Below are 25,718 nucleotides of genomic sequence, written 5' to 3'. Positions count from 1 at the left end.
CCCGGACGGTTTCACCCGGGCACAACCGGCAACACGTTCGGCATGTCCTCACGTCATCGCAGTGGAAGTGGCTCCGCGGCGACGATCATCATCGTCATCGCGGACATCATGGCCTTCATACTGGGCCTCTGGATTCTGATGTACCTGCTGGACGCCAACCGCGCCAACGACCTGGTCAACTTCATCCAGGACGCGGCCCGCTGGCTCGCCGGCTGGTCCTACGACTTGTTCACCTTCGACGAGGCATGGGCCCGCGTGGTCTGCGGCTACGGCCTCGCCGCCGTCGTCTATCTGCTCGTCGGCCATGGGCTGGCGAACCGGCTGCGCCGTATCTGACCGGCCCGCGTGGACCGGTCGGGAACTCAGCAGCAGTCGGGCTCCAGCACACGCGGCAGACGTTCGCCGCTGAACACGGCGGTGGTCGCCTCGTCTCCTCCCAGAGCGGCCACCGCCAGCAGCAGCGAACCCGCGGTCCAGGTGGTGAGTTCCTCAGGCCAGACGGCCCGGTTGCCCTCGAAGACGTAACCCGTCCAGTACATTCCGCCGTCGGCACGCAGGTGCTGGATGGACTGGAGGATCTCCAGCGCCCGGTCCGACTCTCCCATCACCCAGAGCGTCAGCGCGAGTTCACAGCTCTCGCCGCCCGTCACCCACGGATTCGGCACCACACAGCGCACTCCGAGGCCCGGCACGACGAAGCGGTCCCAGTCCGTCTCGATCCGCTCCTTCGCCTGCGCTCCGGTCACCGCTCCGCCGAGCACCGGGTAGTACCAGTCCATTGAGTAGCGGCTCTTGTCGAGGAACCGCTCCGGATGGCCGCGTATCGCGTGCCCGAGCGCACCGGCCGCCAACTCCCAGTCGGGCTGCGGCTCTTCGCGTGCCTCGGCGATCGCGAGCGCGCAGCGCAGCGCCTGGTACATCGACGAACACCCGGTCAGCAGAGCGTCGCCGACCGGTGTGCCGTCGGCCTCGCGCTTCCAGCCGATCTGTCCGCCGGGCTGCTGGAGCACCAGGACGAACTCGATCGCCGCGTGCACGACGGGCCACATCCGGTCCAGGAACGCGTCGTCGCCGGTGGCCAGATAGTGGTGCCAGATGCCGACGGCGACATACGCGCAGAAGTTGGTCTCGCGCCCGCGGTCACTGGGAAGGACCGTTTCTCCGTCGAGGTCGGCGTAGCCGGCGTACCAGGATCCGTCCTCGTTCTGATGCCGGGCCAGCCACTCGTACGCACGGGCCGCCGCCTCGTGTTCGCCCGAGGCGTCCAGCGCCATGGCCGCCTCCGTATGGTCCCAGGGGTCGAGATGGTGTCCTCGGAACCACGGAATCGCACCGTCCGGTCGCTGTACGGCGAGCAGGCCCGCGACGGTCTCGACGGCCTGCCCGGCGGTGAGGACTCCGGGCAGGACGAGATGTTCCGTGGCTTCGGGGCCGCGGCCGGGCAAGGTCACTTGGCGGCCGTCGCGGGCAGGTGGGGCTTGGTCGCGTAGGCCACGAAGCTCTTGCCCACGACGGGGTTGAGGAGCTGTTCGGTGATCCGGGTGGCGCGCGGCTTCTTCATGATGTCCCACACCAGCAGCTTGTGGTACGCGCGGACGGGCAGCGCCTTGTCGTTGTCGACTCCGAAGGCACACTTGAGCCACCAGTACGGCGCGTGCAGGGCGTGCGCGTGATGGGTGCCGTACGGCTTGAGTCCGGCCTCGCGCATCCTGCCGAGCAGTTCGTCGGCCTTGTAGATGCGGATATGGCCACCCTCCACCTCGTGGTAGGCGTCGGAGAGCGCCCAGCACACCTTCTCGGGACCGTAACGAGGCACGGTGACGGCGATCCGGCCGCCCGGCCTGAGCACCCGGACCATCTCCGCCAGCACTCCCTTGTCGTCCGGGATGTGCTCCATGACCTCGGAGATGATCACGACGTCGAAGGACTCGTCGGGAAACGGCAGCCGCAGCGCGTCGCCCTCCATGGCGGTGGCGGTGGCGCCGTGCGGCGCTTCTCCGGCCTCCTTCATCGCGGCGAACCACTTGGCCACCTCGCGGATCTCCTCGCCGTTCCGGTCGAGGGCCACGACCTGAGCGCCGCGCCGGTAGCACTCGAAGGCGTGGCGGCCCGCGCCGCATCCCAGATCGAGCACGCGGTCGCCCGCGGCGAGCGGGAAGCGGGTGAAGTCCACGGTCAGCACAGGGTCCTGCTTTCGCGGTCGAGGAAGTGGGCGCGGGAACGGAGACGAACTCGGGCGCGCACCCGGCGAGTTGCGGCGGCGCGCGGGAACGGCGGCTGCGGACGCGGCATCAGCGAGCGCCGCCATGGACCGCGATGGTGCGGCCACGCCGGGCACCGGCCCGCTGAGCGACGGCCGCGCGGTACAGCTCGGCGGTGCCCTGCGCGGCTCTGGCCCAGGTGAAGCGCGACAGCACCCGCTCCCGGCCCGCCGCGCCGAGCCGGGCCCGCAGCTCCGCGTCGTCGAGCAGTCGTCCGAGTGCGGCGGCCAGCGCGCCGGCGTCGCCCGGCGGCACGGCCAGACAGGTCTCGCCGTCGGCGCCCGCGACCTCGGGAATCGCGCCGCCGGTGGTGGCGACCAGAGGTGTGCCGGTGGCCATGGCCTCGGCGGCGGGCAGCGAGAAGCCCTCGTACAGCGACGGCACACAGGCGATCTGCGCGCCGCGCACCAGATCCACCAGCTCCTCGTCGGAGATGCCCTTGACGAACCGGACCGCGTCTTCGAGCCCGTACCGCTCCATGGCCTGTGCGACAGGGCCTTCCTCAGCGCGCTTGCCGACGACGACGAGATGCGCGGCGGGGTGCTCGGTACGGAGCTTGGCGAGAGCCTCCAGGAGATGGACGAGGCCCTTGAGCGGGACATCGGCGCTGGAGGTCGTGACGATCCGTCCGGGAATCTCCGGCACGGCCGGATCCGGCGCGAACCGCTCGGTGTCGGCGCCGATGTGCACCACGTCGATACGCTCCGCCGGCACGCCGAGCTGGTCGGTTATCTCCTGCTTCGACGAGCCGGAGACTGTGAGGACGGACGGCAGCCGGCGCGCCACGCGCCGCTGCATGCGGGTGAAGCCGTACCAGCGGCGCACGGAGGCGCGTCTGCGCCAGTCCTCGGCGGCGTCCAGATCCAGCCGCCGGTCGACGGTGATGGGATGGTGGATGGTGGTGACCAGCGGCGCGCCCAGCTCGCCGAGGAGCCCGTATCCGAGTGTCTGGTTGTCGTGGATGACATCGAACTCGCCTCGCCGGGCGGCGAGATGGCGGCGCGCGCGGAGCGAGAAGGTCAGCGGCTCGGGAAAGCCGCCCGTCCACATCGTGGCGACTTCCAGCGTGTCGATCCAGTCGCGGAACTCGTCCCGCTTCGGCGTACGGAACGGATCGGGCTGGCGGTAGAGATCGAGGCTCGGCAGCTCGGTGAGCGGCACGCCCTCGTCGAGTACGGGATACGGCTGGGCGCCGATCACCTCGACACTGTGCCCGAGCCGGGCCAGTTCACGGGAGAGATGCCGGACATAGACGCCCTGGCCCCCGCAGAACGGGTTGCCCTTGTAACTGAGGAGAGCGATACGCAACGGGCGGTCGTCCTCGCCTCGGGACCCCGCTCCGGTGCCCGCCTCTATGGCCTCAGCGGTCACTCTCGGCCCCCTTCTCACTGCGTACTCCGCGTTTTCGCCGGAGCGTAACCGCCGACGCCAATCTAGAACAAGTTCTTGTCGACCGGCGGGCCGGGGCCGCTCGCCTGCGATCGGCCGCGGTTGATCGCTCACGGACTTCGAATCTACCGGCAGGTAGCGTCGCTGTACGGGCTCGCTCAGGTGATTCGCGCCACGACACGCGTCTGCCATGCTGTGCGGTCCGGAGGCACCCCCTCGACCCCGGAGAGGCCGGAGCCCTCCCGGGGTGCGTCGGGCGAAGGGCATGGAGTGGGACATATGGCAGCGGAAGCCGAACCGGCCTCCACCCCGCTGACGGAACGCCAGCAGGCGCGGCGCCGCCGCATCCTGACCGCCACCGCCGAACTGGCGGGCCGCGGCGGTTTCGACGCCGTACAGATGCGTGAGGTGGCCGAGGAGGCGGGCGTCGCCCTCGGCACGCTCTACCGCTACTTCCCTTCCAAGATCCATCTGCTGCTGGCCATTACGCGGGAGCGGCTGGAGCGGCTGCACACCGCGCTGCGCGAACGGCCGCCCGGCGGCGCGGACCCGGCCGAACGCGTGGCCGAGACGCTGATGTGCGCCTTCCGCGCTCTCCAGCGCGATCCGCAGCTCGCGGACGCGATGGTGCGGGCGCTGACCTTCGCCGACCGGTCCGCGAGCCGCGAGGTGGACACGGTCTCCCGGCAGACGACGGCGATCATCCTCGACGCCATGGGCCGGGCCGTCGGCGGCGACGGCCCGACGCCCGAGCAGCTCTCCGCCGTCCGCGTCATCGAACAGACCTGGCACGCGGCACTGATCGGCTGGCTCTCCGGCCGGGCGTCGGCCGGCCAGGTGCGGGTGGACATCGGGACGGTCTGCCGGCTGATCGACCTGACCACGCCCGCGACACCGGCGCGCTGACGCCTGGCCGGCGGCCGGCCGCCGTGCACGCTCTATGCCGCGATGAGGGCCGCCGCGCGCTCGGCGATGGCGTAGACCGTCGCGTTCGTATTGGCGGACACGAGGGAGGGCATGACGGAGGCGTCCGCCACCCGGAGCCCTCCGATGCCCCGTACGCGCAGGTCGGTGTCGACCACGGCCGTCGCGTCGGTGCCGATCCGGCAGGTGCTGGTGTAGTGGAAGTAGGGCAGCAGGCTCTCGCGCAGATACGCGCGCACGGTGTTGTCGTCGGCACCGCGGACACCGGGTCCCGGCAGCGCCTCCTTACCTCGCCAGGAGCTGAGCGCGGCGGCCCGGCCGATCTCCCGGGCGATCCGGAGACCGGCGGTCATCGTCCCGAAGTCCGCCTCGTCCCCGAAATAGTTCGGGTCGACCAGCGGCGGCACTCCGGCGTCCGCGCTCGCGAGGCGGACCGAGCCCCGGCTGCGTGGGTTCATGGCGGAGAACGCGATCGTGTAGCCACTGTCGGGTCCCGGCAGCGTGAGCGCGCGATAGGGCACGCTGACAAAGAGGATCTGCACGTCCGGTATGTCCAGAGCGGGATCGGTCCTGACGAGCCCGAGCGCCTCTCCCATCAGGTTGTCCACGATCCCGGGAACCGGCTGTCCGGCGCTGTAGGTGACGGTCGACATGGGATGGTCCCGCAGACCGTTTCCCACCCCGGGCAGATCCAGCGCGACCTCCACTCCCGTCTGCCGCAACTGGGCCTCCGGCCCGATCCCGGACAGCAGCAGCAACTGCGCCGTACCGATCGCGCCCGCCGTCAGGACGACCTCCTCGGTGCAGCTCGCCGAGACGGTCATGCCCGCCTTCCGGTACTCGACACCGGTGCACCGGTCGCCGGAAACCCGCAGACGGCCCACTCGCGCGTCGGTCACGATGTCGAGGTTCGGCCGTCCGGCGACCGGTCTGAGATAGGCGTCGGCCGCGCTCTGCCGCGCACCGTCGACGATGTTGCCATCACTCCAGCCGAATCCGGTTTCCAGGCCGCCGTTGATATCGGTCGCCCGCCGATGCCCCGATTCCACCGCGGCCTCGACACACGCCTCCACCAGCGGGTTGGCCACCGCCGCCGGTGCCACGGTCAGCGGCCCGTCCACACCCCGGACCGCCGGGTCGCGTCCCGGCGCCGTCTCGCTGCGCCGGAAGAACGGCAGCAGGTCGTCAAAACCCCATCCGGCCGCGCCGAAATCCGGCCACACGTCATAGCTGGAACGGTGCCCGCGCAGGAAGTTCAGCCCGTTGATGCTGGACGAACCGCCCAGGGCCCGGCCACGCGGCACGGGTATCACCGTTCCCGTGGCCGCCTGCACAACACTGGTGTCGGCCCAGTCGGCCACGCTTCCCAGCAGGGTCGGCCAGGCCGCCGGCACCGCCATCGCGTTGAGGGGTTCTTGGCCGCCCGCCTCCAGCAGCAGCACCCGGACGTTCGCGTTCTCGGACAGCCGTGACGCGAGCACACACCCGGCCGTCCCGCCTCCCACCACGATGTAGTCGTAGCTCGACGCAGTTGGTCCCACGGTGGGCCTCACAGATCTCAGGCACTTACCGGCACAGACCACCGTACGCCCGCGCCTGTCGCGCTTCGACCGGAAGAGGCGCGGAGGAGGCGCGGAAGCGACGCGGCCGGATCCGGCGGCGGCCGAGCGGGACCGTCCGCCGGATCGGCCCATGGCACGCTCCGGAAGCCGGCAACCCGCGCGACACCCGTGCCGCTTGCGACCGCCCGTCCCGCTCCGCCGGGAAAGCGCCGCCTCGTCAGACCGCGAGGGACGCGGGCCGCCGCGCGAAGAAGTTCACCGCGTCCGCCAGCGCCGCGCTGTCGTTGAGGACCTGGCCGGGCGCGCTTCCATTGCCGACCAGTGTCCCTCCCCAGTGCATGCCCAGGAACTCCGCGCTGTTGCGCAGTGTGCCGATGAGCGGGTCGGCCTTCGACCGGTCCTCGGAGGCGAGCGTGGTCACGGCCCACATCGTCTTGCCCGCCATCCGTGACCGGAAGTCGAGACCGGGCACACGCATCCAACTGGACCAGTGCTCCAGATAGAGCTTGGCGCTCGTCGAGACGCTGTACCAGTAGAGCGGCGAGGCGATCACCAGATCACTCGCGGCCAATGTGGCGTCGAGCAGCAGCCGTGCGTTGCCGTCGGGCTCCGGATACTGGCCGGTTCCGCTGTGCCGGAGGTCCTCGAACGGCGGCAGCGGCAGTTCGTTCAGCCGCAGCCACTCCTGGGCCACACCGTCGGGCAGTCCGTCGGCCGCGCGCCGGGCCAGTTCCTCGGTGTTCCCGCCTCCGCGCGAACTCGCCAGAAGGAAAAGGAACTTCCGCTCGGCGTCCTGCTCCGCTGCCCCCATGCTGTGCACACCTCTCGCTCGTCTCACACGTCGACCGGCCGACATACACAAGCCCGGGCCGCGTCCGGCTATTCCGCGGCGGGCCCGATCGTGTGCCGGACGGCCGGGCCCCGGTAGGGGCCGTGACCGGCCACGGTCGGAGCGGAACCCGGCCGGCACGGCTGTGACATACGCGATCCGCGGGACTCCCGGGCGTCCAGATCAGCCAAGTCGCAGCGCGGCACAGCCTCCGATGGCGAGGAGCACAATGGCCGCATGACGCCTCAGCGGGTAGCCCCGGAAGTGGTCGCGTTCTATTCGACCGCCATCGAGGAGGCCGACCGGCTCACCGGCTCGGCCGACGGCGTGCTGGAGATGATCCGTACGCGGGAACTCCTCCGGCGGTTTCTGCCAGCGGCTCCCGCGCGTGTCCTCGATGTCGGTGGCGGCCCCGGAACGCACGCCCGGTGGCTGGTCGAGGACGGATACACGGTCCATCTTGTCGACCCTGTCGAAAAACACATCGAGCAGGCGCGAACCGCCGGCTGCACCGTCGAACTGGGCGATGCGGGAGCGCTGAGCGCCGAGGACGATTCGTATGACGTCGTGCTGGTCCTCGGCCCGCTCTACCACCTGCTCAGCCGGAAGGAGCGTGACCAGGCCCTGGCCGAGGCGTACCGCGTCGTACGGCCCGGTGGCCTCGTAGCGGCGGCGGCGATCAACCGCTATTCGTCACTCTTCGAGCAGACCGCCTTCGCGCGTCTGCACACCGAACGGCTCCAAAGCGCCGTCGGAAGGATCCTCGCCACAAGCGTCCACGACGGGAGAAGAGGATTCACCACCGCCTACTTCCACCGCGCCGAGGAACTGGCCTCCGAGATGCGCGAGACGGGCTTCGGCGACACGACGGTGTACGGGATCGAGGGCCCTGCGTGGGGGATGCTGAAGGCCGCCGAGCAGCACACCGGCGAGTCCGTCGTCGGGTCGAGCCTGTTCGAGTCGGCGCTCGCCGCGGCGCGGATGGCGGAGCCGTATCCGGAGTTGCTGGCGGCCAGTTCGCATCTGCTGGCGGTGGGCCACCGGCCGGAAAGCGGCCTCCGGTAGCGGCACACCGCGACTGGCCGGCACGGTGTGACCTTCGCCGAGCGCATGGACCGTGAGTCGTGATCGCGGCCGGCCCGGCGCTTCCTCGACGCGCGTGTGGCGTGTACGCGCTCCTGTCCGGAGTACGTACACGCCACATGCCGGGCCGGGGTCAGCGGAGGCGGGCCACCTGGGGATCGTGGTCGCTCGCCTTGTCGGCGAACTCGGCGTTGATGTGGACGACGTCGTAGCCGGGCTTCTTGAGCGCCGGGCTGACGAGGATGTGGTCCAGGGTCTGCGAGTTGCCGTCGTAGACGTAGCTGTAGCGCTCGTTCTTCGGCAGCGTGCTCATCAGGTCGGTGAGGACCCTGCCCTTGGTGAGTGCGTCGACGGGCGGGGAGAACGGGAAGTCGTTCAGGTCACCGAGGACGACGACCTTGGCCTTCTTGTCCTTGGCGAGCAGGCCGGAGACAAAGGTGTTGACCTCCTTGGCCTGGGCCAGGCGCTGGACCTCCGAGCTGAGGGTCGGCGGCTGGAACCGGCCGTACAGCGGCTGGTCACCGCCCTTGGAGTTGAAGTGGTTGCCGATGACGAAGTACTGCTCGCCACGGAAGGTGAATTCGCCGACCAGCGGCTTGCGGCTGTTCTGCCAGGCGTCGGAGGTCGGGTTGATACGGCCCGGCGAGACGGACAGCGTGATGTCCTTGCCGTGCTTGCCCTTGCTGACGACCTCGACCGCGGTGGTGGCGTCGCCGCCCGCGTGGTCCACGAAGCCGACGCGCTTCGGGTTGAAGAGAAAGACGTTGCGGATGTTGCCGCCCGGTTCGCCGCCGTCGGTCTTGTCCTGCGGGTCGACGGAACGCCACTCGTACGAGGGACCGCCGGCGGCCTTGATGGCGGCGGTGAACTGCGCGAGCGTCTGGTCGGCGGTGACCGTACCGTCGTCCTTGGCGCCGTTGCTGTCCTGGATCTCCTCCAGGCTCACGATGTCCGGCGTCGCGAGGTTCTTGACGATGCCGACGGCCAGCCGGTCGAACTTGGACTGCGGGTCGGTCGGGTCGAGGTTCTCGACGTTGTACGTGGCCACGGAAAGCTCGTTGGACTTGGCCTTCTTGGTGACTTCCGGCTTGAGACCGCCGGACCTGACCGTGCCGATCGTGGTCGCCTGGAGGCTGTAGCCGCCGTAGTTGGCGTAGTCCAGCGGGCCGGAGGTCGAGCCGGTGAGTGTGTCACCGACGTTGGCGACGGGCGCGCCGCCGGTGAGTGAGGTGACCAGCAGACGGCCCGAGTTCACATCGGCGTAGGAGCCGTAGAGGGTGCCGCCGCGAGGGGTCGGGTTCTGCCGGGGCTTGGTGGTGACAAAGGTCTCGCCGTACTCGTTGGACGCGCCCACCACCCGGCTGTCGCCGACGCGCACCAGCATGCCCTCGCGGGACTCCAGCCAGTCCAGGGCGTACTTGCCGGTCCGCAGTGGCAGCGGCTCGATGGTGCCGCCGTCCGCGTCCGGAGCGTATGTCTCGGGGAGCGTCTTGGCGCCGATCAGCTCGGCGGCCGGGATCCGGTTGCCGGAGGACAGCACGATGGTCGTCGGGCCGGTCAGTTCGGTGACGGACTGTCCGCCGGCGCTCGCGCCGCCCGGGTAGTACTCGCTGACCTTGCCGGAGACCAGGACCGAGTCGCCGGCCCGTACCTGCGGCGTGGCCGAGCCGGTGAAGACGAAGACGCCCTCGCTGGTGGCCGGGTCCTTGTCGGGCTCGGAGTCCTGGAACCAGAAGCCGCGCGAGGAGCCGGTGGAGCGGACTCCGGTCACCACTCCGGGCACATTGGCGACCGTCGCGCCGGACTTCGGCGAGAGCCGCGTACTGCCCTGGATGTCGTGGATGCGCAGCTCGCCCGGGGTGGTGTCGGTGGGCGAAGGTGTGGGCGACGGCTCGTCGCCACCGCCGCCGGCGCTGTTACGCGGAGCCGGCGCGGTCGCGGCGAGGTCGGCGGAGTTGTCGTCCGTGTCGCCGAGTGCGGCGTTCCTGCTGACCGAGGTGGTGTTGCCGGCGCCGGTGGCGGGCGCGGTCTCCCGGACCACGGCGGTGCCGAAGCCGACCAGGTCCTTGATACCGGGGTCGGCCGCGCAGTCGGCGGCGGTGAGGCAGGTCAGCGGAGTCGTGGAGTGGACCAGTGCGACGGTGCCGCTGGTCGCCGACATCGGGATGGTGCCGGCGGCGTCCGGCGTGGGCAGTGCGGTGGTGCCGCCCGCGCCCTTGGACTCCTCGACGAGATAGCTGCCACCCGCCGGGATGGCGCCGCTGATCTCGGTGACCTGCCACTTGGAGCCGGAGGAGGGCGACCCGCTGAGGTACTGCACGGACCAGCCGGTGAGGTCGAACGCACCGTCGCCGGAGTTGCCGAGCTCGATGAAGTCGTTGGTGAGCGTGGCACCGGAGTTTCCGCCGCCGCCGTAGACCTCCGCGATGACCGCGTCCGGAGACGCGGCCTGAGCGTTGATCGGGAGCGCGAGAAGCGATCCGGCCAGGCCGACAGGGATCGTCAGGGCCAGGAACCTGGCCCGCCGGCCGCGCAGGGCCGAGGGTATCGATGGAGGCACGGTGAACTCTTTCTGTCGCGTGATATCTCGCGTGAATCTCTCGCGGGTTCCCTCGCGTGTCCTCGCGTGAATCATGTGGACGTGCCGTGCAGGAGAGGTGCGAGAGGGCCGGAAGTCGGCTCAAGATACGCGCGTAGATACCGCGCCAACAAGAGGCTTCCCCACTCAAGAGGCAAGTGTTTCCCCGCTGTTCGCCGGATTTAACCTGGTTGGCGGAAGAGAGTGCCGTCGAGCCGGACCGGAGGACCGCCGAGTGTCCTCGGCCTCCGCCATCCGGCCCGCGAGCAATGTCGCGTATCCCCAGGACGGACGCTGCTCGGTCGCACGGCCGGTGAACCAGGAGAAGTCCCAGCCCTCCACAGGAACGGCTGCGCCTTCGGCGACAAGATCCTCGAACCTGGGCATGCGGCGAGAATGGCAGACGCCGGAGACGCCCGCACCGGAATTCCGGCTCCGGACGGGGCCTACGGGACCGGTGACCACGGGTCGGTAGAGTGGGCGAGTCGTCATCACGCCCGTACGGTGAGAAGCCGGTGCAAAACCGGCGCAGGCCCACAGCTGTGAGCCGCCGTCACCGGCGGCGGACCGGACTGTTCCGTACGCGGTCGTGAGCGGCTCGTGCCATCGGAAACCGCCGGTGGCCGGCATCGTCGAGTTTTACGGGGCCGGAGTCTGGTGCCTGAGTGTGCCGGCGCCCGGCTCCCGCAGGAGAGGCACAGCCCGCCATGACCACCGTCCGCCGCTGCGCAGCGGCGCTCGCCGCATCCGCCGTGCTCTGCGTGGCTGTCGCTCCGGCCGCAGTCGCGGGAGGCGATGTGCCTCCCGCCGCCGCACCTTCCCGGTCCGCCTCCTCCACCCCGTCACCTTCGCCTGCCGCGCCGGAGGCCACCGCCACGCCGGAGGCCAGCGCCACGCCCGCGCCCGTCGTGATCCCGCCGGGGCTGTACGGCGAGACGGACCCGGCCTACGACGGCGTGTGGCGGCAATCGCTCGCGCTGCTCGGGCAGTTCACGGGCGGTGTGCGGCCCGCCGACCAGGCCGTGGCCTGGCTGAAGGGCCAGCAGTGCGCCAACGGCGCCTTTCCGGCGTACCGCGCCGATCCCGCCACGGCGTGCGACGCGCTGACGACGGTCGACTCCAATTCCACCGCTGCCGCCGTGCAGGCGCTCTCCACGCTCGGTGGTCAACGCGTGCCCATGGACAGGGCGATCGAGTGGCTGAGGTCCGTACAGAACCAGGACGGTGGCTGGGGCTACACTCCCGGCACTCCCAGCGACGCGAACTCGACCTCCCTCGTGACGGGCGCGTTGACGGTCGCGGGAGTACGGCCCAGCTCGATGAGGTCGGCCACGGGGAAGAACGCGTACGACGCACTGGTGAGTCTCTCGATCCCGTGCGACGCCGGGACACCGGGTGCGGCGGACGGTGAGGCGGCCGGCTCGGACGACGCCGGAGCCTTCGCGTATCAGCCGGACACGTCCGGCCGGTTGACCGCCAACGCGGACGCCACCGCGGCGGCCGTCCTCGCCGGCGTCGGCAAACGCATGGTGACCGGCCCGGTGGACACGGGCCCGGCGCCGTCCTGCGTGCCGATGAGGGACCTCGCGCCGGAACGGGCGGCGCGCAACGGCGCCGCCTATCTGGCGGCGGCGCTCGCGAAGACCGGACATCTCGACCAGCCGCCGATGCCCGGCGCGGCCGACAGCGCTCCGGTGCCCGATCCCGGGAACACCGCGGACGCGATCGTCGCTCTGATGGCCACCGGATACGGAAACCAGGCGACCGGCGCACTGGAGTGGCTGAAGGCGAACTCCGGCGCCTGGGCCCAGGAGAACGGGCCCGCCGCCTACGCCCAGTTGATCTTCGCCGCCCATGCGACGGGCACGGATCCGCGCAACTTCGGCGGTATCGATCTTGTGCAGCGGCTGAACGAGACCGGACCGGCCCCGAAGTCCGTGGCGTCCGCCAGTGCGTCGGCCGTCCACGCGAGCGGCGCGGGCTCCGGCAGTGGGCTCACTGTCCTGTGGCTCGCGGGAATCGCTCTGGTCATCTGTGTCGCGGCCGGCTTCCTGATCAGCGGTCGCGGGAAGACGCAGCACCGGTGATCCGCCATCGGCTCAGCGTCCCGCTGCCTCCGCTTGTCTGCCTTGTACTTGTCTCCGCCTGCCTCGCCCTCGTGCTCGGCGCCGGGACGGCTCGGGCGGCCGGCTACCGGTACTGGTCGTTCTGGGAGAGCGACGGCGGGAAGTGGACCTACGCCACCCAGGGCCCGGCGACGGCGCGGCCCGCCGACGGTGATGTCAACGGCTTTCGCTTCTCGCTGAGCGCGGACAACGGAGCGGCGGCCCAGCCTCGCAGAGCGCCCGGCTTCGACGCGGTCTGCGGCGACACACCGGCGAAGGACGGCGGCAAACGGATCGCGGTCGTCGTCGACCCGGGTACGTCCGCCGACGCGGCGGACGGCCGGACACCGCCCGCTCTGCGGGCGAAGTGCGCGCTGGTCGGCGAGGACGCGACCGCGGCGGAAGCCCTCGCGGCGGTCGCCAAGCCGCTCCGCTACAACAGCGACGCTCTGCTCTGCGCCATCGCCGGTTATCCGGAGTCGGGCTGCGGTGAGCAGGTGTCCGACGGAAAGGCGTCGTCGGCGCCCGCGCGGAAGCCTTCCGAGGCCGCGCGTCCCGGCGAGGGCGCCAGCACAGCGGGGAGCGCGGGAGCACAGGACGGCGGCGGGCCGTCCGTCGGTCTGCTCGCCGGAGGCGCTGCCGTGGTCCTGCTGGGCGCCGCCGGGTTCTGGCAGGCCCGCCGCCGGCGCCGATGAGCCGCCTCGCGCCGTACGCGACGAGCCGCACCGCAAGCCGCCGCACTCCGCTCCGCCGTGCGCTCTCCGCGCTGCGTCCGCCCGAGGCCGACCGTGGCAACGCCCTGCACGCGGGCGCGTGGTGGCTGTGGGCGCTCGGGCTGGCCGTCGCCGCGTCCCGCACGACCAATCCGCTGCTCCTCGGGCTGCTGGTCGGGGTCGCGGGCTATGTGGTGGCGGCCCGCCGTACCGACGCGCCGTGGGCCCGCTCGTACGGCGCCTTCGTCAGACTCGGCCTGGCCGTCATCGCCGTCCGGCTGCTGTTCTCGGTCCTCCTCGGCTCGCCGGTGCCCGGCGCGCACACCGTGCTGACCCTGCCCGAAGTGCCGCTGCCCGACTGGGTGCGGGGCATCCGCCTCGGCGGCCGGGTGACGGCCGAGCAACTGGTCTTCGCGCTCTACGACGGCGCGAAACTGGCCGCGCTGCTGAGCTGCGTCGGCGCGGCGAACGCGCTGGCCAATCCGGCGCGGCTGCTCAAGTCGCTGCCCGGCGCGCTGTACGAGGCGGGGGTCGCCGTCGTCGTGGCGATGACCTTCGCGCCGAACATGGTCGCCGACGTGGTGCGGCTGCGCACCGCCCGGAGGCTGCGCGGCAGACCGGCCGGCGGTGTCCGGGCGGTTCTCCAGATCGGACTGCCGGTCCTGGAAGGCGCGCTGGAACGGTCGGTCGCGGTCGCGGCCTCGATGGACGCCCGGGGATACGGCCGCACGGCCCACGTCCCGGCCGTCGTACGGCACACCACCACCGCGCTCACACTCGGCGGGCTGCTGGGCGTGTGCGCCGGTTCGTACGCGCTGCTCGCCGCGCGAGGCGCCGGATACGGACTGCCGCTGCTCGGTGCCGGCGCCGCCGCCGCGCTGGCGGGGCTTTGGCTCGGCGGACGGCGCTCCGTCCGTACCCGCTACCGCCCGGACCGCTGGGGATCGCGCGCCTGGCTGGTCGCCGGTTCCGGCGCGGCCGTGGCGGCGCTGATGATCCGGGCGGGCGCCGCCGATCCGGAGGCTCTGCACCCGGGCGTCGTCCCGCTGGTGGCGCCGGCGCTGCCGCTGTGGCCGGCGGCCGGCGCGCTGATCGGCCTGCTGCCGGCGTTCGTCGCGCCCGTACCGAAGCACGGGTCCGGGTCTCCGGCGAAGGATTCCCGGGCCACGGCCGCCGCGTGGAAGGAGACGACTCCGTGATCCGTTTCGAGCAGGTGTCGGTGGTGTACGGCGATGCCAGGACGGCCGCGATCAGCGGCGTCGATCTCACCGTGCCGGAAGGCGAACTGGTGCTGCTCGTCGGCCCGTCCGGAGTCGGCAAGTCGACCTTGCTCGGGACGGTGTCCGGCCTTGTCCCGCACTTCACGGGCGGCACGCTGCGCGGTCGTGTCACCGTCGGCGGCCGCGACACCCGCACGCACAAACCGCGTGAACTCGCCGATCTCGTCGGCACGGTGGGCCAGGATCCGCTGGCGCATTTCGTGACCGACACCGTGGAGGACGAGCTGGCGTACGGCATGGAGTCGCTGGGACTCGCTCCCGATGTGATGCGGCGCAGGGTCGAGGAGACGCTCGATCTGCTGGGCCTGGCCGAGCTGCGCGACCGGCCGATCGCCACGCTCTCCGGCGGCCAGCGGCAGCGGGTCGCGATCGGTTCCGTACTGACGCCGCATCCCGCGGTGCTGGTGCTCGACGAACCGACCTCGGCGCTGGATCCGGCGGCGGCCGAGGAGGTGCTCGCGGTACTGCAACGGCTGGTGCACGACCTCGGGACCACCGTCCTGCTGGCGGAGCACCGGCTTGAGCGGGTGGTGCAGTACGCGGACCAGGTCATCCTGCTGCCGGGCCCCGGTCAGACACCGGTCGTCGGCGACCCGGAGCGGATCATGGCGGTGTCGCCGGTGTATCCGCCGGTGGTGGCGCTGGGCCGGCTCGCCGGCTGGAAGCCTCTGCCACTGTCCGTGCGGGACGCGCGGCGCGGCGCGGCGGGTCTGAGACAGCGGCTGGCCGGGACGGAACCCGCGCCGATCGCGGCCGGGCCGACCGGACCACCGCCGGTGGCGGTCGCGAAGAGCGCGGACACGGGCCCGGGTACGGGTACGGAACGGAACCGGCGGGCCGCGCGTGGCGCGTTCGCCGCGTTTCTGCGCCGCCGCGCGGTGCCGGAGCGTATTCCTCCTGAGGAGACCGACGCGGCCGCGGTCGGCGAAACCTCGGCCGTCGCCGCGGAGCGCGCCGAACCGCTCGCCGTCGTCAGGGATCTCGCCGTACGGCGCGAGCGGACCGAGGCGCTGCGCCGGGTCTCGCTCACGATCACGCCCGGCGAGACCGTCGCGCTGATGGGACGTAACGGCGCGGGCAAGTCCACGCTGCTCAACACCTTGGTGGGCATGGTCGAACCGGCCTCCGGCTCGGTCCTGGTCGGCGGCCGCACTCCGCACCGGACACAGCCGCGCGAGCTGATACGCGAGGTCGGTCTCGTACCGCAGGAGCCGCGCGATCTGCTGTACGCCGACACGGTCGCGGCCGAGTGCGCGGCGGCGGACGGCGACGCGGACGCGCCGCCCGGCACCTGCCACAGGCTCGTCGGCGAGCTGCTGCCGGATGTGCCGGACACGACACATCCACGCGATCTGTCCGAGGGACAGCGGCTGGTGCTGGCTCTCGCCGTCGTACTGACCGGCCGGCCGCCGCTGCTGCTTCTGGACGAGCCGACACGCGGCCTGGACTACGCGGCGAAGGCGCGTCTTGTCGGTGTGCTGCGGGCGCTGGCGGCCGAGGGCCACGCGATCGTCCTGGCGACGCACGATGTCGAACTGGCCGCGGAGCTGGCACACCGAGTGGTGATCCTGGCCGACGGCGAGATCGTGGCGGACGGCCCGACGCCTCACGTGGTGGTCTCGTCTCCGGCCTTCGCACCGCAGGTGGCGAAGATCCTGGCACCTCAGGAATGGCTGACGGTGACTCAGGTACGAGCGGCGCTGGCGTCCGGGACCGAAGGAATACGGAGCGACGGCGCACCGGAGAGCCGGAAAGAGCGCGGCCCGGCGGCCGGTGGTCCCGGATGACCGCCTGCGGTAAGGAGATCACCGGCGGTCCGGAGGACGCGTCCGCCGGACTCGCGCGGGCGCGCGCCGTGCGGCTCGGGCCGCGCTCCGTCGTCGCTCTCGCTCTGATCAGCGCGATCGGCGTGGTCGCCTTCGGCTGGCCGCTGCTGGCCGACTCCGCGTCCGGACTCGCGCACTCGCGGGACGCGCCGTGGCTCTTCGCCGTGCTGCTCCCGCTGCTTGTGGCCGTTGTCGTCGCGACGATCGCCGACTCCGGGCTCGATGCCAAGGCGGTCGCGATGCTGGGAGTGCTGGCCGCCGTCGGAGCGGCGCTGCGCCCGCTGGGAGCGGGCACGGCGGGGCTGGAGCCGATGTTCTTTCTGATGGTGCTGAGCGGCCGGGTGCTCGGTCCGGGATTCGGTTTTGTGCTCGGCTCGGTCACGATGTTCGCGTCCGCGCTGCTGACCGGCGGTGTCGGTCCATGGATGCCGTTCCAGATGCTGGCGATGGGCTGGTTCACGATGGGCGCGGGACTGCTGCCGGGTCCGGACCGGCTGCGCGGCCGGGTTGAGCTGCTGATGCTCGCGCTGTACGGCGCCTGCGCGGCGTTCGCGTACGGCACCGTCATGAATCTGCAGGGCTGGACGTATATCGGCGGGCTCTCGTCCGGCGTCTCCTTCCGGCCCGGCGATCCGGTCCACGAGAACCTGGTCCGCTTCCTCGCGTACTGCGCGGCGACCTCGTTCGGCTGGGACCTGGGACGGGCCGTGCTCACGGTCGTACTGACTCTCACCATCGGTGCCACGCTGCTCAAGGCGCTGCGCCGGGCCACGCGCCGGGCCGCGTTCGAGGCGGCGGCCACGTTCGAGGGCCCGCCGGGCGACCGGGAAAGCTGAGCGGCGGCCGGACGGCGCCGCGCGCGCTATCCGGACTCGCCCGCCACTCCTCCGGCCGGGACGGCCGGACCGCCTTCGCCGTCCGCCCGACCGCCCTTCGGGAACGGATCGGACTTCACGCGCGGCGGCGGCAGCAGCTTGCGCGGGCCCGCGAGTACATACGTCAGCGCGAAGCCCGTGCCGACCACCGTCGCGCCGCCCACCGCGTCCAGCACCCAGTGATTGGCCGTGGCGACGATCGCGCTCACCGTGAAGAGCGGGTGCAGCAGACCGAGCAGTTTCATCCACGGCTTCGGTGCCAGGACCAGGATCACCACACCGCACCAGAGCGACCATCCGAAGTGCAGTGAGGGCATCGCCGCGTACTGGTTGGTGACCGCCGTCATCGCGCCGTAGTCCGGGTTGGCGAGGTCCTGCGGGCCGTGCACGGTGTCGATGAAGTCGAGGCCCGGCATCAGCCGTGGCGGAGCGAGCGGATAGAACCAGAAGCCGATCAGCGCGAGGACCGTGGCGAAGCCGAGCGAGGAGCGCGCCCAGCGGTAGTCGGCGGGACGGCGTACGTACAGCACACCGAGGATCGACAGCGGCACCACGAAGTGGAAGGACGTGTAGTAGAAGTTGAAGAAGTCCTCGGCCCACTTCGCGTTCACGACCGCGTGGTTGGCCCAGCGCTCTATGTCGATGCCGAGCGCACGCTCCACGGAGATGACCTGACGGCCGTGTTCCTCGGCGGCCTCGCGGCCGCCCGTCGCGGCGAGCCGGATATGGGAGTAGACCGAGTATCCGACGCGTATGACAAGCAGTTCGAGCAGCAGATTGGGACGGCTGAGCTGCCGCCGCCAGAACGGCGCCAGTGGGACGGCGCTCCAGCGCGCGGGCACGGGCCGCGCGTAGGCGGTCGGGACCGGTCTGTCGAAGTACGGCGAGGCACGCGGCAGGAACGGCACCACGCAGGCCGCCGCCAGCGCGGCTATCAGCGGCACGTTCTCCCGCAGAGGATGGAGCGCCGTCATGTTCGGCAGCAGCATCCTTCCCGGCAGCGTCATCGCCAGCACCACGACGGCCGGCCACACCAGCCGGTCCCTGGCCCGGACACCGACCCGGCCGACGAGCGCCAGCAGCACCCAGAGAAGCTGGTGCTGCCAGGCCGTCGGTGAGACCGCGACCGCGACGCAGCCGGTCAGCGCGACGGCGAGCAGAAGCTGTCCGTCCTCGGCGTAGCGGACCGCGCGCCGCAGGCCGACGACGACCACCGTGATCGCCAGAACGCCGAAGAGCACGATCTCCAGAGGCCCTTCCAGGCCGATCCTGAGCAGCGCTCCGTGCAGGGACTGGTTGGCGAGGCTGTCCGCGCGCTCGCCGAGACCCGCGCCCGCCACATGGTGCACCCAGTACGTCCAGGAGTCCGCGGGCATGGCGGCCCAGGCCAGTGCCGTGCAGGCGGCGAAGGTCCCGGCCACGCTCACGGCGGCCTTTCTGCGGCCGGTCAGCCAGAGGAGCGGCGCGAAGAGAAGAACGGCGGGCTGGAGGGCCGCGCCGACGCCGATCAGAAGGCCGGAGCTCCGTTCGCCACGTATGACAAAGCAGCCGAGCAGCACCAGCAGGACGGGAATGATGCTGGTCTGGCCGAGATAGAAGCTGTTGCGTACCGGCAGGGACAGCATGAGCAGACTGATCGCGACCGGCGCCGCCAGCAGTCCGGTCCGGCGCGATATACGACCCGGCAGCGCGCGGGCCGACACCAGGCCGAGAGCCACCACAAGCAGCAGCGTCCCGAAGGTCCACGCGATGCCGAGGCTCCGCTCCGCCGAGCGTGCGAGCGGTTTGAGGACCAGTCCGGCGAACGGCGTACCGGTGAACAGCCCGGTGTCGTACAGCGAACCCGTCACATGCAGGACGCCGTTGTCGCCGATCCAGGTCTCCAGATCGGTGAGCCGTTCTCCGGGCGGCTGCCGGAGCACCGCCGCTGTCTGTCTGACCGCCAGCACCGCGGCGACGAGCCAGAGAACCGCGCGGGCTCTGCCGAACCCGCCTCCCGCGGTACCCGCCGCCGCACCGCCGTGCACGCTGTGCTCCGCATTCACCACGCCGCGCCGACCCTCCGTCCGAAACCGCCGTCCTTGGGGCATAGAGCCTCGCACTGCCCCTTCGGGAAGACTCAGGCAACCCCCTCTTCGCCTGACCGTCATCCGCGTTTTGTCTCAATGCCCATGACATCCGGCGGAAACGGGCTCCCGGACCGGCTCATTTCCATGTCCCGGACGCGCTTCTCCGTCACAGCGGGCCGACTAGGATATGTTCCCAGCGGGAACTAACTCTGCCGTCCACGAGAGGCCCTCATGTCCCAGGAGCAGTGGAACGCTGTCGACAGCTATTTCACCGATCAGCTCGTCCCGGCCGACGATGTGCTCTCGGCGGCGCTCGCCGCCAGTGACGCGGCCGGTCTGCCCGCCATCAATGTCGCTCCGAACCAAGGCAAGCTGCTGCATCTGCTGGCCCGTATCCAAGGCGCTCGTACGATCCTGGAGATCGGCACACTCGGCGGCTACAGCACCATCTGGCTGGGCCGCGCGCTGCCCGACGACGGCAGGCTCGTCTCGCTGGAGTACAACCCCGTGCACGCGGACGTGGCCCGCGCCAATCTGGCACGCGCCGGACTCGACAAGGTCGTCGAGGTCAGGACGGGGCCCGCGCTGGAGACGCTCGCCGATCTCGTCGCGGCCGGGACGGGCCCATTCGATCTCGTCTTCATCGACGCCGACAAGCCCAACAACCCGCATTATCTGGAGTGGGCGCTGAAGCTCACGCGTCCGGGCAGCGTCATCATCGGCGACAACGTCGTACGGAACGGCGCGGTTGCCGACGCGGACAGCACCGATCCTTCGGTGCGGGGCACCCGGCGCCTGATCGAGCTGATGGCCGGCGATCCGCGGCTGTCCGCGACCGCGATCCAGACGGTGGGCAGCAAGGGATACGACGGTTTCGCGCTGGCCCGCGTCAACTGACCGCTTCGCGGCGCGCGTACGGAGGCGGCGGGCCGTCCCTTGCCCACCGCCTCCTGGTCCGACGCGACTCCGGTCAGATGCGGAGCAGGCGTTCCGTCACCTCGCGGTAGCTCCGCAGCGCGAGCCGCAGATCCTCCGTGTCGGAGCCGTCCGCCGTACGGTTCTTGTCGCTCTTGGCGTCTCCGTCCCAGCTCGCGCGCAGCGAACGGGGCCGCTCGGCAAGCGCGTTCGTCAGCCGCTCGGCGGCCTCCTCCAGCACACCGGCCGCCTCCTCGACGGAGCGCCGCGGCCCGTCGACAAAGGTGTTGAGGGCCTCCTGGAGACGCTGGGCCAGCTTGTCGCTCTCGTCCTGCGGGAACAACTGCCCGCTGGTGTGGTCCGTACCGCGCCCGGGACTCTTGCCGCCGGTCCGGCCGTCCGTCCGGCTCTCCGTACGGCCCGACGCTCCGCCGGCGGTCGTGGCCGTGGTCCCGTCCGGAGTCGTGTCCGGAGCGTGCGACGGCTTGGCCGGTCCGCGCGTCTCGTCGGCCCGACGGCTGTGGAGAGGCCTGACGGTCTCCGCGCTCTCGGGAGGACGCACGGGCCTGACGGCCGCCATCCGGTTGTCGACGGGACCGGCCTGGTCACGGGTCCCGGCGGGTCCGGCCTGCTCGCGGGTCTCACGGCTCCCGGGCACCTCACGGGCCTCGCGGCTCGCGGCGGAACGCTCGCGCGCCTTTCCGTCCCGGTCGGTCCGGTCAGTCCGGTCAGTCCGGTCAGTCCGGTCAGTCCGGTCAGTCCGGTCGGCCACGGGTATCTCCTGGTTCTTCCGCTCATTCTCCGCGTCGTATGTCATCACGCACCACTCCCTTTGGGCCGCAGTGAGAAGTTCCGGTTCCGGCCGGCGTTCCCGGGGCGGCTCCTGCCGCTCTCCTCCGGGCGGGCGAGGATCAGTCGCTCAAAGAGCTCGCGCGCGCCGACCATCGCCTCACGCAGCTCCTCCGTGCTCGCACCGCGGCCGTCTTCCGAGGCCACCTGATGCACCCTGCGGTAGCCGTCCACCTGATGCGCGTGGTGGACGGAGAGGGCGTCGAGCTGTTCGTCGTACCGCGCACCGTCGGGATAGCCGCGCTCTTCCGCCAGCCGCGCGACCAGCCGGTCGGCTTCCGCGACCGCTTCCCGCGGCGCGTCGACAAAACGCTCCTGGAGTCCGGCCCAGCGGGCCACGTACTGTTCGCGCTGCTCCGCGGTGAGAGGCTCCGGCCGCAGGTCGCCATGGCGCTGGACCCGATCGGTCAGCTCTCGCTCGGCGGCCTTGCTGTCACCGTCATGGCGGGCGACAACACGGTCGTACTCCGGGCCGAACCGGCGCTTCAGTCCGCTTCGCCCGCTTGCCCTGCCGGGCCCGAGATACAGGACCGCGGCCACAATGATCACAAACACCACGATCAGAGCGACGACGATCAGGACTGTGGACATGGTTGCCTTCCTGGTTCTCGGCTCGTCTCGGCTCGTACTCGTTTCGGTACTGCTCGCAACGGGTCGTTCACCGTCACGGGTTGCCCGGAATCCGGTGGCCAAACGGTCCGGTGCCGAGGTACAGAGATGACCATGAACTGGTCCGTCCGACCCGAGTCCTTCGACACCTCAGACGCCCGCCGGCTGCGCCGCGCCTACTACGCCGAGGTGGCGAGCCGCTATTGGAGACGCGCGGCGACGACGGCCGAGATCGACCGGGGGCTCGCCGATGATCCGCCCGATCACCTCGTCCCGCCCACGGGCGAGTTCGTCGTCGGACGGTACGAAGTCGTCGGACGGTACGGATGCGAGGCCGCCTCCTGCGGCGGGCTGCGGCTGCTGGACGCGGACACGGCGGAGCTGACGCGGGTGTATGTGAGTCCCGCCGTACGCGGCACCGGGGGCGGCGGGGCTCTGCTGGCCGCTCTGGAGGAAGCCGCGCTGCGGCTGGGAGCCGGCCGGCTCGTCCTTGACACCCGGCTCGATCTGGTCGAGGCGCGGGGGCTGTACGCCAAGCACGGCTTCCGGGAGATCCCGGCGTACGGCGAGAAAGGCCCGTACAGCGAGATCTGGTACGGCAAGCGGCTCACGGCGCGCGCTGCCGGACAGGACTCCGGCAGCGCGTGTACGGCGGCCCGGAGCCCGTCGAATGACCTCCGGCCGAAGACCACCCGACAGGCTCTCAGGCCGCGTGATCCCTCGGCGGCTCGGGTGCGTGCGGGCGTTCGCCGTCGGAGCCGCACAGCTCGCTGTTCAACTCCCGTACCAGCCGCACCAGATCGGTGGGCCGGTCGGGCCCCCACCAGTCACCCAGCAGTTCGGTGAGCGACTCCTCGCGCGCCTGTGACAGCGCGTCCGCCGTCCGCGCCCCGCGGTCGGTGAGCGTCAGCTCCAGGCCCTCGCGATGGGCCAGCCCCCGCTCCTCCACCTGCCGCGACGCGTCGGTGAGGGACTTGAGCGGTACGGGAATGGTGTCCGCGAGCAGACCGGGCCTGACGGAGCCCTGGCGTCTGATGCGCAGCAGCAGCCAACTGGCCGCCGGAAGCAGGTCGTAGCCGGCTTTCGCGGTGATCGTCTCGTAGATCCGGTGGCGGCCCTCACGCGTGCCGAGGACCGACAGGGCGCGGGCCACCTCGTCACGGGAGGAGCGCTCGACCGGGTTGGACGCCAGGGTCTCGGTGATCTCCGGCGCGGTCACCGAGCCCCGCAGCTTGTCCTCCCTGATGTACCAGGCGACGACGAAGGCGAGGAGCACGACCGGCACGGCGTACAGGAAGACATCGGTGATGGAGGTCGCGTACGCGTTCAGTACGGCGGGCCGCAGCTCGGCCGGCAGCCGTTCGACGGCTCTCGGGTCGGCGGCCAGTTGGCTCGGGCCCATGTCGGGCGGGAGCCGCCGGCCGGCCAGGGCGTCGCCGAGCTTGCCGATGAGGAGATTGGTGAAGACCGTACCGAACACGGCGACGCCGAAGGACGCTCCGATGGAGCGGAAGAAGGTCGCGCCCGCGGTGGCGACGCCCAGGTCCTGGTAGCTGACGGCGTTCTGGACGACGACCACGAGCACCTGCATGACCAGTCCGAGGCCCGCGCCGAAGACGAAGAAGTAGACGCTCATCATCCAGGCGCCGCTGGCCGGAGTGAGCTGATGGAGCAGCAGGAGTCCGACGGCGGTCACGGCGGTACCGAGGATGGGAAACGCTTTCCAGCGGCCGGTACGGCTGACTATCTGCCCGGACAAGGTGGAGGTGATCAGCAGGCCGAGCACCATGGGCAGCAGGCGCACGCCGGAGAGTGTGGGTGTCACTCCCTGCACCACCTGGAGGAATGTCGGCAGATAGGTCATCGCGCCGAACATGGCGAAGCCCACGATGAAGCTGATGAGCGCGACCAGTGTGAAGGTCCTGACCCGGAAGAGCCGCAGTGGCAGCACGGGTTCGGCCGCGCGTCGCTCGACCCGGATGAAGACGGCGAGCAGGACGAGTCCGAGGATGGTGAGACCGATGACCTGGACCGAGCCCCAGGCCCAGGTGGTACCGCCGAGCGAGGCGACCAGCACCAGACAGGTGGCGACGGCCGCGATCAGGAAGGTGCCGAGATAGTCGATGGTGTGTTTGGCCGAGCGCGCCGGTATGCGCAGCGCGGCGGCGATGACGAGCAGAGCGACGGCACCGATCGGCAGATTGACGTAGAAGACCCAGCGCCAGCTCAGTTGCTGGGTGAAGAATCCGCCGAGCAGTGGGCCGAGGACGCTGGTCGTACCGAAGACGGCGCCGAACAGGCCCTGGTACTTGCCGCGTTCACGCGGCGCGACGATATCGCCGACGATCGCCATGGCCAGGACTATCAGGCCGCCGCCGCCCAGCCCCTGGAGCGCGCGGAAGCCGATGAGCTGGGCCATGTTCTGGGATATGCCGCAGAGTGCGGAGCCGGCGAGGAAGATCACGACGGCGGTCTGGAAGAGCCTCTTGCGGCCGTACAGGTCACCGAGCTTGCCCCAGAGCGGGGTGGCGGCGGTCGAGGCCAGCAGATACGCGGTGACGACCCAGGAAAGATGCTCCAGGCCGCCGAGATCGCTGACGATGGTCGGCAATGCGGTGGACACGATGGTCTGGTCGAGCGAAGCGAGTAGCAAACCCATCAGCAGTGCGCTGATGGCGAGCATCACGGTGCGCGGTGTCTGGCCCTCGCCGGGGGCCGGACTCACAGCCGGGATGCGCACTTCCTGAGCCATGGGACATCTCCTCGGGGTCTGCGAATCTCCATCCTGTCCGCTCTGTCCCGTTATGGCCTGCCGAACATCCTTGTGGACCACGGGCGTGCGTACGCCGTTCGGAAAGGGCCTGCATAATCGCTGGCAGTTCAAGGGGAGGGGACCCACGTTGACCGGACAGCTCTGTCCTGAGTGCGAAACGCCGCGTGCCACCGAAGGCAGACCCGGCTGCGACTGCGCCGACCGCGCGACACAGGCCGTACAGGCCGGGCGCTCCGCGGAGATCGCGGCGGCGGAGGACTTCGATCCGCTGCGCCTGCGTCCGTATGTGACGCTCGGCGCCGGGGACGGGCAGGCGCCGACGGCGTTCCGTACGGCGGGTCCGCTGCCGCCTCTCGCGACGGAGAGCGGCCCCGTCGGGCCACCGGCCGTGGAGCCGCTTCCGGCGGCGCCGCCACCGTCACCGTCCCGCCGTAAGCCGTTCAAGGCGGTGGTCATCGGCGCGGCGGCCATTGCGGTGATCGGGACCGCGGTGATCGTCGCGGGACTGTTCCCGGGCGACCGGCAGGAGCGGGCGCTGCCGGACGAGACGCTCCCGCCGCTGCCTTCGTCGAACCTCGTGGAGCCGGACGCGTCGACGCCGTCGGTCACCGCGTCGGCGTCACACTCCGCGCCGGCGACGGTCTCCTCACAACCGGCTCCGCCACCGGCGCCGACGGCGAGCGCGCCGCGCTCGACCGCGCCGCGGGCGCCGTCGGCCCCGGCCTCCGCCAAGCCTCCGACCCAGCCTCCGCCGCAGCCGGTCCAGCCGCCCGCGGGCGGCTCACTGAGCCCCGGTGACTCCGGCCCTGAGGTCGTCGAGCTGCAGAACCGGCTGGAGGAGATCTGGCTGTATCGCGGGCCTTCGAACGGCGAGTACGACCAGCGCGTGGAAGGCGCCGTGCGCGTCTACCAGTCGTACAAGCACATCGAGGGAGATCCTGAAGGCGTCTACGGTCCAAACACCCGGCGCGCCCTGGAGGCAGAAACCAGGGGCCGGGGTCGCGGACACTGAGCTCTTTTGTACAATGACGAAACAAAGTGGCTTCGCCCGTACTCCCTGACCGGCGGGCGGAGCCGC

20 protein-coding genes and 2 pseudogenes are annotated in these 25,718 nt (G+C 71.0%); 11 read left to right on the top strand and 11 right to left on the bottom strand.

Annotated features, from left to right (window positions below):
* The first annotated feature begins 42 nt into the window (after positions 1-42).
* Positions 43-336 (top strand): hypothetical protein, encoded by a 294-nt coding sequence (locus PV679_RS04180; RefSeq protein ID WP_319678637.1) that lies wholly within the window; start codon positions 43-45, stop codon positions 334-336.
* A gap of 26 nt (positions 337-362) precedes the next feature.
* Here PV679_RS04180 and PV679_RS04175 read toward each other — a convergent pair whose 3' ends face one another.
* The 3 genes from PV679_RS04175 to PV679_RS04165 form a co-directional block, all read right to left on the bottom strand.
* On the bottom strand, positions 363-1,451 hold the full coding sequence (locus PV679_RS04175; protein WP_319678638.1) for a prenyltransferase/squalene oxidase repeat-containing protein: 1,089 nt from the start codon (positions 1,449-1,451) through the stop codon (positions 363-365).
* Positions 1,448-2,182 carry a class I SAM-dependent methyltransferase gene (locus PV679_RS04170; RefSeq protein WP_319678639.1) on the bottom strand — a complete coding sequence of 245 codons (735 nt, stop codon included), beginning with the start codon at positions 2,180-2,182 and terminating at the stop codon, positions 1,448-1,450. Before PV679_RS04170 ends, PV679_RS04175 begins: the two co-directional genes overlap by 4 nt.
* Positions 2,183-2,291: 109 nt before the next feature.
* A complete protein-coding gene (locus tag PV679_RS04165) occupies positions 2,292-3,632 on the bottom strand; it encodes a glycosyltransferase family 4 protein (protein WP_319678640.1) in 1,341 nt (446 codons plus the stop codon).
* 297 nt (positions 3,633-3,929) lie between these two features.
* On the opposite strand from PV679_RS04165, the gene PV679_RS04160 reads away from it, so the two are divergent.
* Entirely contained in the window at positions 3,930-4,556 is a 627-nt protein-coding gene (locus PV679_RS04160) for a TetR family transcriptional regulator (RefSeq protein ID WP_319678641.1), read from the top strand.
* Positions 4,557-4,588: 32 nt separating this feature from the next.
* Here the strand turns inward: PV679_RS04160 and PV679_RS04155 are convergent, their stop codons facing one another.
* A complete protein-coding gene (locus PV679_RS04155; RefSeq protein WP_319678642.1) occupies positions 4,589-6,115 on the bottom strand; it encodes a GMC family oxidoreductase in 1,527 nt (508 codons plus the stop codon).
* 238 nt (positions 6,116-6,353) lie between these two features.
* Positions 6,354-6,947: a flavodoxin family protein gene (locus PV679_RS04150; RefSeq protein WP_319678643.1), complete on the bottom strand. Its 594-nt coding sequence runs from the start codon at positions 6,945-6,947 to the stop codon at positions 6,354-6,356.
* A 255-nt stretch (positions 6,948-7,202) separates the two neighbouring features.
* On the opposite strand from PV679_RS04150, the gene PV679_RS04145 reads away from it, so the two are divergent.
* Positions 7,203-8,030, top strand: coding sequence for a class I SAM-dependent methyltransferase (locus PV679_RS04145; protein WP_319678644.1), 828 nt, complete (start codon positions 7,203-7,205; stop codon positions 8,028-8,030).
* Positions 8,031-8,181: 151 nt separating this feature from the next.
* On the opposite strand, the gene PV679_RS04140 is transcribed toward PV679_RS04145, so the two are convergent.
* Both PV679_RS04140 and PV679_RS04135 read right to left on the bottom strand, forming a co-directional pair.
* Positions 8,182-10,608, bottom strand: coding sequence for an endonuclease/exonuclease/phosphatase family protein (locus PV679_RS04140; protein WP_319678645.1), 2,427 nt, complete (start codon positions 10,606-10,608; stop codon positions 8,182-8,184).
* Positions 10,609-10,866: 258 nt separating this feature from the next.
* Positions 10,867-11,013, bottom strand: a pseudogene (locus PV679_RS04135) (SAM-dependent methyltransferase); the annotation flags it as partial.
* 320 nt (positions 11,014-11,333) lie between these two features.
* On the opposite strand from PV679_RS04135, the gene PV679_RS04130 reads away from it, so the two are divergent.
* The 5 genes from PV679_RS04130 to PV679_RS04110 are packed head-to-tail and all read left to right on the top strand — an operon-like array spanning position 11,334 to position 17,386.
* On the top strand, positions 11,334-12,713 hold the full coding sequence (locus tag PV679_RS04130; protein WP_319678646.1) for a prenyltransferase/squalene oxidase repeat-containing protein: 1,380 nt from the start codon (positions 11,334-11,336) through the stop codon (positions 12,711-12,713).
* Entirely contained in the window at positions 12,710-13,426 is a 717-nt protein-coding gene (locus PV679_RS04125) for an SCO2322 family protein (RefSeq protein WP_319678647.1), read from the top strand. The genes PV679_RS04130 and PV679_RS04125 overlap by 4 nt, the downstream gene beginning before the upstream one ends.
* On the top strand, positions 13,423-14,643 hold the full coding sequence (locus PV679_RS04120) for an energy-coupling factor transporter transmembrane protein EcfT (RefSeq protein WP_319678648.1): 1,221 nt from the start codon (positions 13,423-13,425) through the stop codon (positions 14,641-14,643). Before PV679_RS04125 ends, PV679_RS04120 begins: the two co-directional genes overlap by 4 nt.
* Positions 14,640-16,511, top strand: coding sequence for an ABC transporter ATP-binding protein (locus PV679_RS04115; RefSeq protein WP_319678649.1), 1,872 nt, complete (start codon positions 14,640-14,642; stop codon positions 16,509-16,511). The genes PV679_RS04120 and PV679_RS04115 overlap by 4 nt, the downstream gene beginning before the upstream one ends.
* Complete coding sequence (locus PV679_RS04110) at positions 16,508-17,386, top strand: ECF transporter S component (RefSeq protein ID WP_319678650.1); 879 nt, start codon at positions 16,508-16,510, stop codon at positions 17,384-17,386. Before PV679_RS04115 ends, PV679_RS04110 begins: the two co-directional genes overlap by 4 nt.
* Before the next feature lie 26 nt (positions 17,387-17,412).
* Here PV679_RS04110 and PV679_RS04105 read toward each other — a convergent pair whose 3' ends face one another.
* Complete coding sequence (locus tag PV679_RS04105) at positions 17,413-19,515, bottom strand: bifunctional glycosyltransferase 87/phosphatase PAP2 family protein (RefSeq protein WP_416069641.1); 2,103 nt, start codon at positions 19,513-19,515, stop codon at positions 17,413-17,415.
* Between the two features lie 210 nt (positions 19,516-19,725).
* On the opposite strand from PV679_RS04105, the gene PV679_RS04100 reads away from it, so the two are divergent.
* Positions 19,726-20,391, top strand: coding sequence for an O-methyltransferase (locus tag PV679_RS04100; protein ID WP_319678652.1), 666 nt, complete (start codon positions 19,726-19,728; stop codon positions 20,389-20,391).
* A 73-nt stretch (positions 20,392-20,464) separates the two neighbouring features.
* Here the strand turns inward: PV679_RS04100 and PV679_RS04095 are convergent, their stop codons facing one another.
* Together PV679_RS04095 and PV679_RS04090 are read right to left on the bottom strand one after the other, a co-directional pair.
* Complete coding sequence (locus PV679_RS04095) at positions 20,465-21,226, bottom strand: hypothetical protein (protein WP_319678653.1); 762 nt, start codon at positions 21,224-21,226, stop codon at positions 20,465-20,467.
* Positions 21,226-21,849 (bottom strand): hypothetical protein, encoded by a 624-nt coding sequence (locus PV679_RS04090; RefSeq protein ID WP_319678654.1) that lies wholly within the window; start codon positions 21,847-21,849, stop codon positions 21,226-21,228. Before PV679_RS04090 ends, PV679_RS04095 begins: the two co-directional genes overlap by 1 nt.
* Positions 21,850-21,981: 132 nt before the next feature.
* Between PV679_RS04090 and PV679_RS04085 the strand changes: the two are divergent.
* Positions 21,982-22,476: pseudogene (locus PV679_RS04085) on the top strand (GNAT family N-acetyltransferase); the annotation flags it as partial.
* A gap of 94 nt (positions 22,477-22,570) precedes the next feature.
* Here PV679_RS04085 and PV679_RS04080 read toward each other — a convergent pair.
* A complete protein-coding gene (locus PV679_RS04080; RefSeq protein WP_319678655.1) occupies positions 22,571-24,619 on the bottom strand; it encodes an MDR family MFS transporter in 2,049 nt (682 codons plus the stop codon).
* 148 nt (positions 24,620-24,767) lie between these two features.
* On the opposite strand from PV679_RS04080, the gene PV679_RS04075 reads away from it, so the two are divergent.
* On the top strand, positions 24,768-25,652 hold the full coding sequence (locus tag PV679_RS04075; RefSeq protein ID WP_319678656.1) for a peptidoglycan-binding domain-containing protein: 885 nt from the start codon (positions 24,768-24,770) through the stop codon (positions 25,650-25,652).
* The last annotated feature ends 66 nt before the right edge of the window (positions 25,653-25,718 follow it).

The sequence above is a fragment of the Streptomyces sp. AK02-01A genome (genome assembly GCF_033795305.1).
In the GTDB taxonomy this organism is placed as follows: Bacteria; Actinomycetota; Actinomycetes; order Streptomycetales; family Streptomycetaceae; genus Streptomyces.
The sequence above is the reverse complement of the archived record's forward strand: the minus strand, read 5'-3'. Positions and strand labels throughout refer to the sequence as shown.